We start from the raw sequence: 16,268 nt of genomic DNA, 5'->3' as shown, positions 1-16,268 counted from the left end.
AAGTGTTCTGCTGGAGCAGAACATAAGGAGGAGTAAGAAGCATGACATCCACATTTCACTCGATAGAGACCGCGAGACGCAGCCTTTTTACTCAGACCGCAGCTCTTAATACAACTGGACATAATATCGCTAATGCGAATACCGAGGGTTATACCCGTCAACGTGTTAATATGAAGGCCGCTTTACCTATTGAAGCGTACGGATTTAATAAATCTACTGTTCCTGGTCAAATGGGTACTGGGGTGGAATTCTCGTCTATCGATCGGATTCGGGAAATGTTTCTGGATGATCAGTACCGTGGTGAGAATTCTGCATTTGGAAACTGGAAACTTCAAGCAGATACCCTCTCTAAACTAGAAGCGATTGTTAATGAACCATCGGATACAGGTATTCGTACAGTTCTAGATAATTTTTGGAAATCATGGTCAGATCTTAGTAAAAACCCGGAAGACCCTACCGCACGAAAGATTGTAGTACAGACTGCACAATCTTTGACTGATGCTATGAATTATATGAGCACGCAATTAGATAATCTTGATCGGGATCTAACTACTAATATTGACGTTAAAGCAAAAGAGGCTCAGGGCTACCTGACCGCTATCGCAGACTTGAATAAATCGATCTATAAGATTGAGGGTATGGGTGATCAAGCGAATGATTTACGCGATCAACGCGATCTGATGGCGGACAAGCTATCCAAGATTGCAAATATTACCGTTGTGGAGACGGAAGCTGGTTATAACGTTTCTCTGGGTGGACAGCCGTTGGTAGAGGGTGGAGAAGTTACTGCAAACGTAGATAGCGCATTTCTTAATAATGCTTACGCCGCCGGTACTTTGAAGGGCGGAGAGGCTTACGGAATGATTTTCTCCAAAAATACTTATGTTACCGACTACAAGAAACAACTCAACGATATGGCTAGTACGATTGCTACTGGTGATGTTGAAATTACAATACCTGCAGGTTCAAATCTTCCTGAAGGTACGTTGTTGACTACTGATGCTAAGATTACACAAGCAGATGGCACCGTAGTTACATTGGCTGCAGGTCAGGCTATGCCTAAGGGAGCAACAATGTATGAGGACACCAAGACCATTGTTAAAGGCTTGAACGGACTTCACAAGTTAGGTTATGCAATGGATGGAAGCTCCGGCCGTGATTTCTTTGTAACCTCTGGTGACGCTGGAACGATCAAGTTGAATCCGGAAATTGCTGCGGATGTTAGTTTATTCGCAACCTCACTGCGTACTACTGTAGATGCAGCTGGCAACACGCAGGTCGTTAAAGGAAATAACACCTTGGCTCTTTTATTGACGAACCTCAAGGATAGTAAATTCACTACGCCGGACGGTAGCATTAGCAATACTGTTGGTGGGCTTCTTGGCTCCATGGTGGGTCAGTTAGGTATTCAATCACAAGAGGCTGCGCGTCAAACCGATAACTCAGATTATCTGGTAGAGCAGGTTAATTCCCGTCGTCAATCGGTTAGCGGAGTGTCTCTGGATGAGGAAATGTCGAATATGCTCGTGTTCCAGCACGCTTATAGTGCCGCTGCGCGTTTTATGACTACTTTTGATGAACTGCTCGACAAATTGATTAATTCCACCGGCACAGTCGGCAGATAAAAGGAGATATAACGTATGTTGAGAGTAACCTCTAACATGATGAATTCACAGCTTCTGCTTAACCTAAACCGTAATGCCCGTACGATGAATGACACACAGCTACAGCTTTCAAGCGGCCGCAAAATCAATAAGCCTTCCGATGATCCTGTAGGGATTACATACTCCCTGCGTTACCGTGCGGAACTTTCATCTAATGAGCAATATACCAAGAATGTAGATAGTGCCCTTTCATGGCTGGATTATAATGATACAGTCCTAGGTCAAGCTGGGGACGTTGTACAGAAGATTCGTGAATTGACAGTAAAGGCTGCGACAGGAACTAACCCCCAGTCAGCACTTGATAGTATTAACGAAGAAGTGATGCAGTTGAAAGAGCAGATTGTTGATATTGGGAACAGTACGCTAAATGGGAAGTATATCTTTAATGGCGAACAATACAACACAAAACCTTATGATTTCACTAAAGGTGCAGATGGCACTTATGATGTCTCCAAGGCGATTACCACAGATAGCGGGCAGATTCAGTTTATAGTAGGTGAAGATGTACGTATGCCAATTAGTACGACTGGCAATGACGTTTTTGGTAATACTGGGGATGCTGACAATTTGTTTGCAATCATTAATCAATTATCAGTTGCCTTGAAATCTGGTGATTCCAAAGGAATATCGGCACAACTTGGTTTAATTGATACAAGGGTGGAAAAAATTCTGACGGCGCGCTCTGAAATAGGCGCCAAAACCAATCGTGTGGAATTAATGCAGGATCGGCTTAGTGATTTGAATATTAACTTAACAGATTTACAGGCTAAGACTGAAGATGCGGACTATGAGGGTTTGATTATGAACTCTAAGATTCAAGAGAATATCTATAATGCCTCTTTGTCTGTGGGTGCAAAGATTATTTCCACAACACTCGTAGACTTTATCAGATAACGGAGGTGGTGCTCCTTGCTTCAGCCGATATTGCAAATCCGTCAGAAGCCTGCAGTGATTGGCATTGATGCTGATCCGGGCACATATTCGATAGCCCAGCCAAAGGCTGAGGTCAATGTTACAACCACTCCGGGGCAATTAACGGTTCAATCCACTCGGCCTGAGCTTACTGTAGATCAATCTCGAGCATGGGAAGCCTATAATGGCGGGAAAATGCTCGATATGAATAGACGGATTTACTCTGGAATTCAGCAGTTGTATCTTCAGGGGATTGCTAGGAAGGTCGAGCAAGGGAACCGTATGGCTCAGTTTTTCAGACCTGGTAACACAATTGCAGAAGTTTACGGCACAGATACCGAGCCGAATTCGTTTCCGGAGATTCGAGGACCTGCATCCTACGACAATGTGGATATTCACATCGAAACGAGAGCCCCACAAATCGATTTTCGAGCCGCAAAAGTGGATATTCAGGTGGAGAGACATAATCCAGAAATTGAATATACCCGTGGGAAGTTGAACATATACATGCAGCAATACGCTTCGATTCAGTTTATTCCACCAGAACTGAATGTTCAATTGTAGCTTCTTAAGCTATAGATGTGCCGGAAAGCGCCTCTATAGCTTTTCTGTTCTTTAGAATCCGAATGAAGTAAGTTAAGAACCAGTTTTGCTATGCAGAACTTTTGAGGAGTGAACAACTTGATTATAGAAACACTGTCTTGGGGCAAACTTGAAGTGAACGAGGAACAGCTTTATCATTTTTCTAAAGGAATCCCAGGATTCGACGAAGAAACAGATTTCGCATTGATAGAAATGGCTGAATCTCCCTTCTGGTACTTGCAGTCAGTGAAGAACGAAGGATTATCCTTTCTGCTTGGTGATCCGTTTATATTTTATCCCTCCTATGAATTTGAACTGCTGGATGATGAAGCTGAAGAGCTCCGGATTGGTTCGAATGTGGTTGTCCGCTGCATCATTACGCTGAAGGAACAAGTTGAGCAGTCTACAATCAATCTGCTGGCTCCCATTGTATTGAATCCTGATGGTAAAGCGGGTAAACAAATTGTTCTACACAGAACAGCTTATCACACCAAGCATAGCCTGCTGCAAGAGCAGCCAGCAATAGACGGAAAGGATGGTGGATAATATGCTCGTGCTTTCCCGCAAAAAAGGGGAGTCCATCGTCATTCAAGATCAGATTGAACTAACGGTCTTAAGTGTGGAGGGAGATACGATTAAAATAGGCATTGCCGCTCCCAAGCATGTAGATATTTTCCGTAAAGAAGTATATCTGTCTATACAGGAAGCAAACCGTGAATCGGCTGCTCCGTTGCAATCGGATCTTAATGCGCTGATTCATCGGCTTCGCGTACCCAATGGCAATAACGAATAAGTGTCTACAAAACTCATTCCTGGGGCTGCAGCCTCAGGTTTTTTTGTGATATAGGCAGATTCTCCAAGAAATTTTAAAAAAACTTCGAAATGCTCTAAACAGTTGGGTACATGCCGTCGATATATGTAGTAGACGCTGATCCGGCAGGGCGGCCGACCTTAATGGTTCGGCGTTTACCACATGGATGTGGAACTAACTTAATTTCAGGGAGGAAATATCAAATGATTATCAACCACAATATCGCGGCTTTGAACACTCATCGCCAACTGTCTACAAACACTGCCAACACTAACAAAAATATCGAGAAACTGTCTTCCGGTCTTCGCATCAACCGTGCAGGTGATGACGCAGCTGGCCTGGCAATCTCCGAAAAAATGCGCGGTCAAATCCGTGGTTTGGATCAGGCTTCCCGTAATGCTCAAGACGGTATCTCTTTGATTCAAACAGCTGAAGGTGCTTTGAGCGAAACTCACAGCATCTTGCAACGTATGCGTGAGATCGCAGTGCAATCCGGAAACGATACTAACAACGACCTGGACCGTGGAGAACTTCAAAAAGAAGTTAGCCAACTTGTTGATGAAATCGATCGTATCTCGAACACAACAGAATTCAATACTAAGAAACTGTTGAATGGTAACCTTGGAGCTGCAAGAACTGCAACTGCTGGAGTAGTTGAAGGACAAGCTAACTTCAAAAGTTCTTCGACTGCTAATATCACAGGAGCAACCGGTGTTCTTACAGGTAATAAAGTTGGTACACATGAAATTACGTTCTCAACAGGTGTTGCTGGTGAAGTAAAAGGAACAGCTTCTAACTTTAATGGAACAGAAACTCTTGCTTCTCTAGGCATTACAGATGTGGCAGGTCTAGCAGTAGGTGATTCTGGCTCTGAAACTGCACTGACAGGTATTAACCTTAACAGTACTGTAGCAGATTTAATGAATGCAATCACTACACAAACTAATGCTAAGGCTGAATTAGTTGATGGTAAATTGGTTGTTTCCAGCAAGGCAGCTTCAGCTACTCAACTTAATATCTTACAAACTACTGCAAGTGCAACAAGTGCAACTAACGTTTTGTTTGGATCAGGTGCAGGTACAGCAGCTAAAGCGTCCACTAATGCTAGTGCCACTTTGCTTACAGTAACAGATAAATTTACAGATGCGTCTGGCAATGTATCCACTACTGTGGACAGATCTGGTAAAGATGGATCAGGTAACATCACTTACAACGGTCTTACTATTAATAAAGGTGCAGCTAATATTGCTGGTGGAGACAAGCTTGTTGTCGATGGTCTGAAAGCTAAGGATGCTCTTGCAGCAAGAACTGACAGCTCCGCTACTTTCCAGATTGGTGCCAATGAGAATCAAACAATGAAGCTTGACATTGAGGATATGTCTTCTAAAGCGCTTGGTCTTACTATTGGAGGAGAAAAAATCAGCATCGCTACTTCAGCAGATGCTTCCAAAGCTATTACTACAATTCAAAGCGCTCTTGAAAATGTATCTGGTGAACGTTCAAAACTGGGTGCTGTTCAAAACCGTTTGGAACACACCATTAACAACTTGGGAACTTCTTCAGAGAACTTGACAGCTGCTGAATCCCGTATCCGTGATGTAGATATGGCTAAAGAAATGATGCAACAAACCAAGAACAACATTCTTGCACAGGCTTCCCAAGCTATGTTGGCTCAAGCGAACCAACAACCGCAAGGCGTTCTGCAATTGCTTCGTTAAAATTAATTCTGCTTTTTTCTGGTCCTGGGGATATCCCTGGGGCCTTTTTTTGTTTTGGTAATCAATCTGCTGCTGGAAGTGTTATTTTTTTGCTTGACAGGTTAAAGTCCTAAATTATCCCTCAAATAAACCGATATATAGTATAAATCGAGCTTTGTTGGAGGTCGAATTAATGAATATACAATTCTCGCTTACTGCTACTCCCAATATAACGGGACAGAGCGGAGCCGCAGACAACAAGCAAAATACAGGTGCGGGGTCACAGGCTAGTAAAACATCTTTGATCAGAGACAGCAAAGATATGAGTGCAAAAGAAATGCAGGGAGTAAACGTGTCAATTGCCGAAAAACAACTCATCCGTACAATTGAACAGGCGGTAAAATCATTACAAGGACCGTTGACCACTCTAGAGATTTCAATTCATGAAAAGACGCATGAAATTATGGTGAAGGTACTCAATAAAGACACTGGTGAGTTGATTCGTGAAGTTCCTCCAGAGAAAACGCTGGATCTTGTAGCCAATATGATGGAGATCGCCGGGATTTTGGTAGACGAAAAAATATAACATTATGGGGGTGTTGTTTTGGTTACACGAGTAAACGGATTCTCGGGAATGGATATTGACAGTATGGTCAAGAATATGATGAACGCCAAAAGAGTGCCACTTGAAAAACTTAATCAAGATAAACAGCTACTGGAATGGAAGCGGGAAGGTTATCGTGAGTTGAACAGTAGGCTCTATGATTTCCGGACTAATAAATTGGGAACTAAGTATGGTAGCAGTTCCGCACTGAATGCTAATAAGGCGGTTGTCACAGGAAATACAGATGCGGTAAAAGCTGAGGCAACGTCGATGGCCAATGGAATTGAAATGAAGATCAGCGTTACTCAATTGGCGACCAGAACGACCTACTCAACACCTGGACTAGGTCAGGGAATAACAGGGTCTACATCATTAGCTAAGCTAGATAATGTTGATCTGTCAATCATGACTCCAAAAGAAGTGGAAGAGTATCTGAATAAAGGGTTTGATATTAAAATAAATGGTGCGGATTTTAAAGATAAGAATGGTAAGTCGCTTTTCAATGGCAGCACATCCATTTCTACATTGGTAGCAACAATTAATTCAAATGAAAAAGCAAATGCGATTGCAAGTTTTGATGAAATTACAGGAAAGTTAACAATTTCTGCAAAAGATAGTGGTGAGGGTGGAACTGTAGAGATTGTTAATCCCGCGCAAGGGAACGCACTAATTGGTCTTTTTTCAAAAACAAAAGTTGTTGAAACAAATGGGTTGGAATCAACGATAGATGAATCTACAACAACAATGGGACAACTGCAAAATTTAACAGTGGAAGAAGCTAATTCGAAGAAATACAACTTTAGTATAAATGGAAAGTCCTTTAATTTCGATGCAAACACTACAATTGCTAATTTGGTAAAGGGAATTAATGATCAGGTTGGAGCTAATGTTATAGCTAGTTTTGATGGAAAAAAATTAAAAATTGTAGGCAAAGATGATGGTGCAGTAGTTATGGGCGGCGGTTCCTATGAGCTATTAAAGATGTTTAAAGGGACAGTGCCAAAAGTAATTGGAAATGATGCTATTGAGAAAGTCATAGATGGGAAGAATGCACAAGTTACTATCAATGGTGAAAAACTTGATAATATAAAGAGTAATACTTTCACAATTAATGGTTTTCAACTCACTTTGTTGAAGGCGACTATTGTAAAGGACAGTGGTGGAACAGAGATTGATACCCCCCTTATAGTAAAAAATCAATCTGATCCAGAAAAAGTTTTAGAAACCATCAAGGGATTTATAGAAGATTATAACGATTTGATCAAAATGCTCAACACAAAAGTTGATGAGGCCAAGTTCCGAGATTTCAAGCCATTGACGGACGAGCAGAAAAAGGAATTGAAAGAAGATGATATAAAAAGCTGGACAGAAAAAGCAAAGAGTGGGCTCTTCAAAAATGACGATATCATGAAAACTGTTTTGTCTGAGATGCGCATGGTTATTACTCAACAACTCGGTCCACTCGGTGCGCTTGGTATTACCACAGGGAAGTATATGGAGAACGGCAAATTAATACTTGAGGACGAAACAAAGTTGAAGAAAGCTATCAGTGCCAATCCTCAAATTGCTTTAGATTTGTTTCAAGGTCCAGCAAGTGCCTCAGATTCTGGTTTATTTGATAAGTTAGCCGCTAATATGACAAGTGCGATTCAAAAAATCTCTGATCGTGCTGGTACTAACAGATTTACAATGGACCTGACTAGTAGTTTCAAGGAAGAAAGTGTCATGGGAAGGACACTAAAGGATTATAATAGAAGAATCGGAGTTATGAATAAGAATCTCGTTAATGCTGAAAACCGCTATTACAAACAGTTTACTGCCATGGAAACAGCAATGAGCAAGTTGCAATCCCAGTCCTCCAGTTTACTCTCCAGCTTAGGTCTATCATCATAATAGTTAAAGGGTGAGATTATTGATTAATTCTCCTTACGATAAATATCGGCAGTCTTCTGTTCAGACATCTACGCCTGCTCAACTGGTACTTATGCTCTATGATGGAGCGATTCGTTTCATTCGGGCTGGTTTAGATGGTTTAAAGCGGGATGACCTTGAAAAAACCAATATCAATCTTGGCAAGGCCCAAACCATTGTCAGTGAGTTGATGAGCACTCTTGATAATAATTATGAAGTATCCAAGAACCTGTATTCGCTCTATGAATATACAAATTTCTTACTTGTTGAGGCCAATATACGCAAAGATACAACAAAGGCTGAGGAAGCGGTGGGATATTTGATTGAACTACGGGAAACGTGGTTGCAGGCTTCCAAAATCGCAGCAGGTCTAGGTCAGCCGCCGTTTTCTACGGAAATTTCAAATGGATAAAGATAAGCTTATTATAGAGTTGAAGCAATTGACGCAGAAAATAATGGAGCGGTTATACGAAGTTGAATTTGAAGAGTTAGAGTCTTTCGTGGACGAGCGTCAGAAATTAATTGATGACATCATCCGACAGTTCTCGTTGGTTCCTGCAACGGAAGCGCAAAAAGTCGAAATTGAACGAATTTTGCATCACGATTCAGAAATCACTGCTCGCATGAACACTCTTTGCCTCGAGGCTCTGGAATGGTTGCAGAAGCGTAATCAGGCCAAGGTACAGCGCAGCGCCTACGAGGCCGCTTACACCCCAGACAGCTTTCTAATGGATCGCAGAAAATAAATGATTTCAGTGTTTCACTATAGGAGTAGACGGGTATTAAATACCGTCTGCTTTTTATTTTATCGTTATACCAAATCTATTTCTTAATTAGGGAGAGATAAATGTCATATTTTACGTGGTAAATTATTGCATGTAAACATTTACTTTTCCAATTGACAATAAAGAAGTTGCGGTGGTATAGTCGATTTGTGAGCAAGACTCACGTTCATCTGATGACGAAGGGAATGTTTAATCAATGGAAGGTAAAGTAAAATGGTTTAACGCAGAAAAAGGTTATGGTTTTATTGAAACTGCAGACGGTGGCGACGTATTCGTACACTTTTCCGCGATTCAAACTGATGGTTTCAAGACTTTGGATGAAGGCCAATCCGTAGAGTTCGATATCGTTGAAGGTGCACGCGGACCACAAGCAGCTAACGTAATCAAATTATAATCATACGGCTAAGCCGACCTACATATAAGTAGATGGTTAGCAATTTAGACAGCGCTAGCAAGGATCTTGGGAACTCTCCCAAGGTCCTTTTTTTGTGTTTGGGGCCCCCGCAAAGTACCTGAGTATGCATCGAAGTAAAGCTCCACTTTGTGGGGATATTTTGTGCTCTCATAAACCTCTAATAAGGCTGTTAAAAGCTAGAAAATTGCGTGCTTTGTAAATTCATATTATGGAAAATGTTAGAACTCTTCGAAATGTGGGTAATAGTTGTACGTTGAGCTGTTTATCTTACCTCGACGCACACTATGTTAGCCTAGGTCAATACATCTAAGAAAAGATTCATATAGCCTATGCTATCAAAACTTTTAGGAGGATGATTAGCAGGATGAAAAAGAAGTTGCGCGGTCTTATGACCGGAGTTTTAGGAGTTAGTATGTTATTAGGATCTCTTGGCAGCGCATCTGCCGCCTCCGTACCTAAGGATATTCAAGGTCACTGGGCCCAAGGTCAGCTACAGGAATGGCTAGATAGAGGATACCTTGGAGGATACCCAGACGGTACTGTTAAACCAAATAAGGCAATTACACGTGGAGAGTATGTGACTCTGGTAAATCGCCTGTTCGGTTTTACACAAAAAGCAACTGTAAGCTTTAAAGATATGAAAAGTACAAACTGGAACTACAGTGAAGTGGCTAAAGCCGTGGAAGCTGGTTATATCGGAGGATACGAGGACAATACGTTCCGTCCTAATAGTCCGCTCACAAGACAAGAGGCAGCTGTAATGGCTGCGAAATTACTTAAATTGAGCACTAATACCACTACTAGCAAATTTAAAGACAATGCACAAATTGCAGCATGGGCAAAAGGTGCAGTAGCCGCTGCAGCCGATAAGAAGATCATTAACGGTTATCCGGACGGAACCTTCGGTCCTAAGAGATCGTTAACACGTGCAGAGGCTGTAGGGATTATCAATACTTCAGTGATCTATTACCCAGGTAGCGGTACAGGTGGTGGAGTAATTCCTACCCCAACGCCAACAGCTACTCCGACACCAACAGCTACCCCAACGCCAACAGCTACCCCTGGGGGTAGTACAGGTGGAGGCAGCGGTGGTGGATCTGGTAACGGTGATGGCGGAACTGTCACTACACCAACCGTAAGTGGAGCAACCTATGGTAACGTTGGTTCGGTAACAGCCGATGTATACCTGACATCTACCGTAACGGGCTCAGTATATTATGTTGTAGCTCCTTATAGTGCTAACGTAAGTGCACCGAGTGCATTGCAGGTGGAAAATGGACAAATCAGCAATGGAACTGCAAGCGAAATTCATGGTAGTGTTGCAACTATGACCAACACAACGGTTACCTTCTCTGTTTACGGATTGAATCCTGGGACAGAATACGCAACATATATCGTAGCAGCGGATGCATCTGGCAATCTGTCTACTGTGACAACTGTTCGATTAACTACTGCTCAGGCAAGTACAAACTCGATTACATTTTTTGAGCCAGGACAAGTAGGTACAGTTACAGCAGATGTATATATTAAATATGGTGCGACAGGTGCCGCTCCAACCCCAGTAAGATATGTAGTATTGCCTGCTAATGAAAAAGCACCTAGCGCAACACAAATTTCTTTAGGCCAGAATAGTACTGGTACAGCATTGACTGCTCCATGGACGGACACGCTTACGTTCGCTCCTGGTGTAAAACATACGCATACATTGACTGGATTGACAGCCAATACTGCCTATAAGGTATACGTTATTACAGGATCGGGTACGCAATTGTCACCTGTAGAAATCATTCAAATTCATACCAAGTAACTTAATCTTATACTGTCTCAGTTTGGGAATATAAGAATGGAATTCGTACTATAATAACGACAGGTTTACTCTTGGTCCGGTGAGGCGAATAGTTGCTCTTGCCGGACTTGTTTTATTTGTGAACACTACGACAATAATTGTTATCTAATTGTAAGGGCTGTAAGGAATTACTTTTTACTTAGCCTTAACAATTTGGTATAATGAAGGTGTAACTAAAGGAGGAGTGGCCATGCAATTCACCATTCGAGGTCAACAAATTGACGTGACCGACGCTTTGAGAGAGTATGTTGATAAGAAGCTCAGCAAACTTGAGAAGTATTTCGAAGCACCCCCTACCTCTGAAGGGTCTGTGACGCTTGGCGTAGTTCGCGGCCTTCATACGGTGGAAGTAACCATTCCGCTTGCTGGCGTGACGCTTCGTGCGGAAGATCGCAGCGATGACATGTATGCTTCCATAGATGCCGTTGTGGACAAGCTAGAACGTCAAATTCGCAAACACAAAACGAAGATCAATCGTAAGTTCCGTCAAGAGGGACTCAAGACGCTGTTTGTGGACGGAGCAAGTACCGCTGTTGCTGTAGAAGAACAAGATTATGATGATTTAGAAGTTGTGCGGAACAAGCGCTTTACGATGAAGCCGATGGATGTTGAAGAAGCGATTCTTCAAATGAATATGGTAGGACATAATTTCTTTGTGTTTTCCAATATCGACACCTCGGAAGTAAGCGTAGTTTACAAACGTGATGATGGTAAATATGGACTGATTGAACAGGGCTAAGATCCAAGTGATGCCAGTTATGCTCTAAGTATAAAGGGCTTCGAGAGTTAGTCAGAACCTAAGAAATTTAAACCGAGCCCCTATTCGCTGCAAGCGAATAGGGCTCTTGTGCGTATAAGCGGCTAGATTTGAAAAATGTGGCTGATACACCTTGTATTGCGGCATCTCTTACAAACTGTTACAATTTATGAAGCAGCGGAATCGAATTTATAAATGGCCCTTTCAATTTTGTGAGGATGGGCTCGGTTCCACCATCTGTGTTGCATGAAAGGGGTTAACCATGCTAGGACTTGTAAAGAAAATATTCGGAGACACCAACGATCGTGACGTTAAACGTCTCATGAAGACAGTCGATGTAATTAATGGATTGGAACCGGAATTTGTAAAGCTGTCTGATGATCAGTTACAAGCTAAGACAGCAGAATTCCGTGCCCGTATTGAAAAAGGCGAAACTTTGGAAGAAATTCTTCCCGAGGCATTTGCAACCGTGCGTGAAGCTTCCAAGCGGACACTTGGTATGCGGCATTTTGATGTGCAGCTGATTGGTGGTATGGCTCTGCATGAAGGCCGAATCTCCGAGATGAAGACTGGTGAAGGTAAGACGCTAGTAGGTACATTGCCAGTGTATTTGAATGCTTTGCTAGGTAAAGGTGTACACGTAGTAACGGTCAATGACTATTTGGCTCAGCGCGATAGCGCACAAATGGCACAAATTTATAACTTCCTGGGCATGACGGTTGGGGTTAACCTGAGCGGTATGGACCATGCTGATAAACAAGCTGCTTATGCCTGCGATATTACGTACGGCACGAACAACGAATTTGGTTTTGATTATTTGCGTGACAACATGGTGCTCTATAAAGAGCAAATGGTTCAGCGCCCTCTGTATTTCTGTATTATTGATGAAGTGGACTCTATTCTTATTGATGAAGCACGTACACCTCTTATCATTTCCGGACAAGCTGAGAAGTCTACAGAATTGTACTTTTCAGCAGACCGTTTCGTGAAAAAGCTTAAAGCTGAGGAAGACTACACAGTTGATATTAAAGTGAAGTCTGTAGCCTTGACTGAAAAAGGTGTAGCTACTGCTGAGCGCGCTTTTGGTATTGAGAACTTGTATGATCACAGTCATGTGACCTTGAATCACCATATCGTCCAAGCCCTGAAAGCAAACGTAATTATGCGTCGTGATGTAGATTACGTTGTAAACGAGGGTGAGGTCGTTATTGTCGATGAATTTACAGGACGTCTAATGTCAGGACGTCGCTATAGCGATGGACTGCACCAAGCGATTGAAGCGAAGGAAGAAATTGAAGTACAGAATGAAAGTATGACTCTTGCAACGATCACATTCCAGAACTACTTCCGTATGTATCGCAAACTGGGCGGTATGACAGGTACAGCGAAGACTGAGGAAGAGGAATTTAAGAAGATTTATGGTCTTGAGGTTCTTCAAGTCCCTACGAACAAACCGAATCAACGTGTAGATATGCCGGATGTTGTCTACAAGAGTGAGAACGGTAAGTTCAAAGCTGTTGTGGAAGAAATTGTAGAGCGTCACAAAAAGAACCAGCCTGTACTGGTTGGTACAGTGTCAATCGAGAATTCAGAGCTCGTATCTGAAATGCTGAAGCGTAAAGGTGTTAGACACCAAGTGCTTAACGCGAAGCATCACGCTGAAGAAGCGGAAATCATTACACATGCAGGTCAACCGGGTACAGTTACGATTGCTACCAACATGGCTGGACGTGGTACGGACATCGTTCTAGGTGAAGGTGTGACAGATCTTGGAGGTCTGCATATTATTGGTACAGAACGTCATGAATCGCGTCGGATTGATAACCAGCTGCGCGGTCGTGCAGGTCGTCAAGGTGACCCTGGTTCTACGCAATTCTACTTATCGCTTGGCGATGAGCTTATGAAGCGTTTTGGTGCTGACAACGTTCTAACTATGATGGATCGTCTCGGATTTGAGGAAGATCAGCCGATTGAGAGCCGCATGATCACACGTGCTGTAGAATCTGCTCAGAAACGTGTTGAAGGCAATAACTTTGATATCCGTAAAGTCGTATTGCAATATGATGACGTGATGAATCAGCAGCGTGAAATTATTTATAAACAACGCCGTGAGATTTTGGAGTCTGATAATATTAAAGATATCGTGCTTGAAATGATCAAACCAGTAATTGAGCGTATCGTTCTTGCACACTGTAGCGATGATATTCCTGAGAACTGGGAACTGCAAGAAGTTGCTGATTACGTAAACAGTAAGCTGCTTGAAGAAGGTGCTTTGACCCGTGATATTCTATGGGGTAAGGAAGCAGAGGAGATCATCGAGTTTATTTTCGAACGTGTGCTTGAGAAATATGCTGCACGTGAAGAACGTCTAGGTTCAGAACTCGTACGTGAATTCGAGAAGGTAATCGTGCTTCGTTCCGTAGATAGCAAATGGATGGATCATATTGATGCAATGGATCAATTGCGTCAAGGGATTCACTTGCGTGCTTACGGGGGTACGGATCCACTTCGCGAGTATCAATTCGAAGGTTTTGAGATGTTTAATACTATGACTGCTACGATTCAAGAAGAAGTAGCTACTTATATTATGAAGGCTCACATCGAAGCGAATCAGGAACGTCAATCCGTTATTGATGAAGACAAGATTTCTACAAACGGAGAGCCTGTTGAGAAACGTCCGGTTCATGTTGAGGCTGTGACTGGCCGTAACGATCTTTGCCCTTGCGGAAGCGGCAAGAAGTACAAGAATTGCCACGGTCAAAACGCATAAGATAAACGTTCAGTAGCACTCATAATCAGGAGTAAGATGTAAGTCTGTATCCCTGATGTCTATGGGTATACTAACCATAAAGAGCGGCTGGGCCCGGGGGTATCCCCCGTTTACGGCCCAGTCGCTTTTTTGGATATTTAGTAGTTGGGTGATCATAGAGCGGAGCAGGTGGAATTGTTCTGTAGAAGCGTAGCGCTCGCCTTTATCTTCAGATTCCAACCCCAATTGCGGTTATCTAATCAAGGAATCTGAGGATAACAGCGATCGGAAGTCCAATCCTTCTCGGAATGGCTAATCACTCACGCACTAACTATCCATTAGAGCGAAGACCGTAACAACCTATTTTGAAAGGTGAAGTGACCTATGATAGAAGCGAATGTAAAGCAAGATCTGCGTGAAATAGGCAAGAAACTAACTGACCTTAGGGGGTCTCTTTGACTTAGATCTTAAGCAAGAGATGATTTCTAACTTTGAAGAAAAAATGGCTGCTCCAGGCTTCTGGGATAATCCAGAGCAAGCACAGAGTGTGATCGGTGAGATGAATGCCGTGAAATCTTCTGTGGATCAATATGAGAAGCTGCAACAAGAATACGACGATGCTGCGATGATGGCAGAGCTTGCGGACGAAGAAGGCGATGAAGATCTTGCGGCAGAGATTGGGGAGACAATCAGCAGCTTAGGCAGAAAAGTGGATGAATTCGAGCTGCAATTGCTACTTAACCAGCCGTATGACAAGCTGAATGCAATCCTTGAGCTCCATCCGGGTGCGGGCGGTACGGAATCCCAGGACTGGGGACAAATGCTGCTGCGGATGTATACCCGTTGGGCTGAGAAACGTGGATTCAAGGTTGAGGTTTTGGATTATTTGCCGGGTGATGAAGCAGGAATCAAGAGTGTCACACTGCTCATCAAAGGCTTCAATGTATATGGATATCTGAAAGCTGAAAAGGGTGTACATCGATTGGTGCGGATTTCTCCGTTTGACTCTTCTGGTAGACGCCATACCTCTTTTGTATCCTGTGACGTAGTTCCGGAAATTACGGATGACGTAGAAGTTGAGATCCGTACCGAGGATCTTAAGATCGATACGTATCGTGCGAGCGGTGCCGGTGGTCAGCATATCAATACTACAGACTCTGCGGTACGGATTACTCACTTACCTTCGGGTGTGGTGGTAACCTGCCAGAATGAACGTTCACAGATCAAGAACCGGGAACAAGCAATGAAGATGCTACGTTCTAAACTATATGAGCGCAAACTGCAAGAACAGCAGCAGCAATTGGATGAGATTCGCGGTGAGCAATCCGATATCGCTTGGGGCAGTCAGATCCGTTCTTATGTATTCCATCCATATAACATGGTCAAGGATCACCGTACTTCCGTAGAAACGGGTAATGTGGGTGCGGTAATGGACGGAGATCTGGATGCGTTCATCGATGGCTACTTGCGTAGCCAGATCAAGGTTGAGGCGGACTAAGGGATTTTTTCGGGAATATAGGAGAGTATAAAGTTAC

Annotated in this window: 15 protein-coding genes; all 15 read left to right on the top strand. The window is 42.9% G+C overall.

Annotation, left to right across the window (positions count from 1 at the left end; genetic code table 11):
• Positions 1–41 precede the first annotated feature (41 nt).
• Positions 42–1,625 carry a flagellar hook-associated protein FlgK gene (flgK, locus tag NST74_RS27485; RefSeq protein ID WP_341115463.1) on the top strand — a complete coding sequence of 528 codons (1,584 nt, stop codon included), beginning with the start codon at positions 42–44 and terminating at the stop codon, positions 1,623–1,625.
• A 15-nt stretch (positions 1,626–1,640) separates the two neighbouring features.
• Positions 1,641–2,558: a flagellar hook-associated protein FlgL gene (flgL, locus tag NST74_RS27480; protein ID WP_341115462.1), complete on the top strand. Its 918-nt coding sequence runs from the start codon at positions 1,641–1,643 to the stop codon at positions 2,556–2,558.
• 15 nt (positions 2,559–2,573) lie between these two features.
• Positions 2,574–3,140: a DUF6470 family protein gene (locus NST74_RS27475; protein WP_341115461.1), complete on the top strand. Its 567-nt coding sequence runs from the start codon at positions 2,574–2,576 to the stop codon at positions 3,138–3,140.
• 117 nt (positions 3,141–3,257) lie between these two features.
• On the top strand, positions 3,258–3,704 hold the full coding sequence (locus NST74_RS27470) for a flagellar assembly protein FliW (RefSeq protein WP_341115460.1): 447 nt from the start codon (positions 3,258–3,260) through the stop codon (positions 3,702–3,704).
• A 1-nt stretch (position 3,705) separates the two neighbouring features.
• Positions 3,706–3,951 (top strand): carbon storage regulator CsrA, encoded by a 246-nt coding sequence (csrA, locus tag NST74_RS27465; protein WP_341115999.1) that lies wholly within the window; start codon positions 3,706–3,708, stop codon positions 3,949–3,951.
• Between the two features lie 221 nt (positions 3,952–4,172).
• Positions 4,173–5,687, top strand: a complete 1,515-nt coding sequence (locus tag NST74_RS27460; protein ID WP_341115459.1) for a flagellin N-terminal helical domain-containing protein — start codon at positions 4,173–4,175, stop codon at positions 5,685–5,687.
• A gap of 172 nt (positions 5,688–5,859) precedes the next feature.
• A complete protein-coding gene (locus NST74_RS27455; RefSeq protein WP_341115458.1) occupies positions 5,860–6,252 on the top strand; it encodes a flagellar protein FlaG in 393 nt (130 codons plus the stop codon).
• Between the two features lie 48 nt (positions 6,253–6,300).
• Complete coding sequence (gene fliD, locus NST74_RS27450) at positions 6,301–8,163, top strand: flagellar filament capping protein FliD (RefSeq protein WP_341115996.1); 1,863 nt, start codon at positions 6,301–6,303, stop codon at positions 8,161–8,163.
• A gap of 19 nt (positions 8,164–8,182) precedes the next feature.
• Positions 8,183–8,593: a flagellar export chaperone FliS gene (gene fliS / locus NST74_RS27445; protein ID WP_341115457.1), complete on the top strand. Its 411-nt coding sequence runs from the start codon at positions 8,183–8,185 to the stop codon at positions 8,591–8,593.
• Complete coding sequence (locus tag NST74_RS27440; protein ID WP_341115456.1) at positions 8,586–8,927, top strand: hypothetical protein; 342 nt, start codon at positions 8,586–8,588, stop codon at positions 8,925–8,927. The genes fliS and NST74_RS27440 overlap by 8 nt, the downstream gene beginning before the upstream one ends.
• A 235-nt stretch (positions 8,928–9,162) precedes the next feature.
• Positions 9,163–9,360 (top strand): cold shock domain-containing protein, encoded by a 198-nt coding sequence (locus NST74_RS27435; protein WP_019915069.1) that lies wholly within the window; start codon positions 9,163–9,165, stop codon positions 9,358–9,360.
• Positions 9,361–9,745: 385 nt separating this feature from the next.
• Positions 9,746–11,188, top strand: a complete 1,443-nt coding sequence (locus NST74_RS27430; RefSeq protein WP_341115454.1) for an S-layer homology domain-containing protein — start codon at positions 9,746–9,748, stop codon at positions 11,186–11,188.
• A gap of 229 nt (positions 11,189–11,417) precedes the next feature.
• On the top strand, positions 11,418–11,966 hold the full coding sequence (gene hpf / locus NST74_RS27425; protein ID WP_042131328.1) for a ribosome hibernation-promoting factor, HPF/YfiA family: 549 nt from the start codon (positions 11,418–11,420) through the stop codon (positions 11,964–11,966).
• 280 nt (positions 11,967–12,246) lie between these two features.
• Positions 12,247–14,754: a preprotein translocase subunit SecA gene (secA, locus tag NST74_RS27420; protein WP_341115453.1), complete on the top strand. Its 2,508-nt coding sequence runs from the start codon at positions 12,247–12,249 to the stop codon at positions 14,752–14,754.
• A 363-nt stretch (positions 14,755–15,117) separates the two neighbouring features.
• A protein-coding gene (gene prfB / locus NST74_RS27415; RefSeq protein ID WP_139328511.1) for a peptide chain release factor 2 occupies positions 15,118–16,231 on the top strand; the annotation gives its coding sequence in 2 pieces (ribosomal slippage) (positions 15,118–15,189 and positions 15,191–16,231; 1,113 coding nt in all).
• Positions 16,232–16,268: the final 37 nt, after the last annotated feature.

This window comes from Paenibacillus sp. FSL F4-0125, from assembly GCF_038008565.1.
Lineage (GTDB): Bacteria > Bacillota > Bacilli > Paenibacillales > Paenibacillaceae > Paenibacillus_AQ.
This window is presented reverse-complemented; position numbering and strand designations above follow the sequence as displayed.

Excerpts from the sequence above, each read along its gene's own strand:
- secA (WP_341115453.1), top strand. The coding sequence starts at position 12,247 with ATGCTAGGACTTGTAAAGAAAATATTCGGAGACACCAACGATCGTGAC.
- NST74_RS27440 (WP_341115456.1), top strand. The coding sequence starts at position 8,586 with ATGGATAAAGATAAGCTTATTATAGAGTTGAAGCAATTGACGCAGAAA.
- NST74_RS27435 (WP_019915069.1), top strand. The coding sequence starts at position 9,163 with ATGGAAGGTAAAGTAAAATGGTTTAACGCAGAAAAAGGTTATGGTTTT.
- NST74_RS27455 (WP_341115458.1), top strand. The coding sequence starts at position 5,860 with ATGAATATACAATTCTCGCTTACTGCTACTCCCAATATAACGGGACAG.
- flgK (WP_341115463.1), top strand. The coding sequence starts at position 42 with ATGACATCCACATTTCACTCGATAGAGACCGCGAGACGCAGCCTTTTT.
- hpf (WP_042131328.1), top strand. The coding sequence starts at position 11,418 with ATGCAATTCACCATTCGAGGTCAACAAATTGACGTGACCGACGCTTTG.
- fliD (WP_341115996.1), top strand. The coding sequence starts at position 6,301 with ATGGATATTGACAGTATGGTCAAGAATATGATGAACGCCAAAAGAGTG.
- NST74_RS27430 (WP_341115454.1), top strand. The coding sequence starts at position 9,746 with ATGAAAAAGAAGTTGCGCGGTCTTATGACCGGAGTTTTAGGAGTTAGT.
- csrA (WP_341115999.1), top strand. The coding sequence starts at position 3,706 with ATGCTCGTGCTTTCCCGCAAAAAAGGGGAGTCCATCGTCATTCAAGAT.
- flgL (WP_341115462.1), top strand. The coding sequence starts at position 1,641 with ATGTTGAGAGTAACCTCTAACATGATGAATTCACAGCTTCTGCTTAAC.
- NST74_RS27460 (WP_341115459.1), top strand. The coding sequence starts at position 4,173 with ATGATTATCAACCACAATATCGCGGCTTTGAACACTCATCGCCAACTG.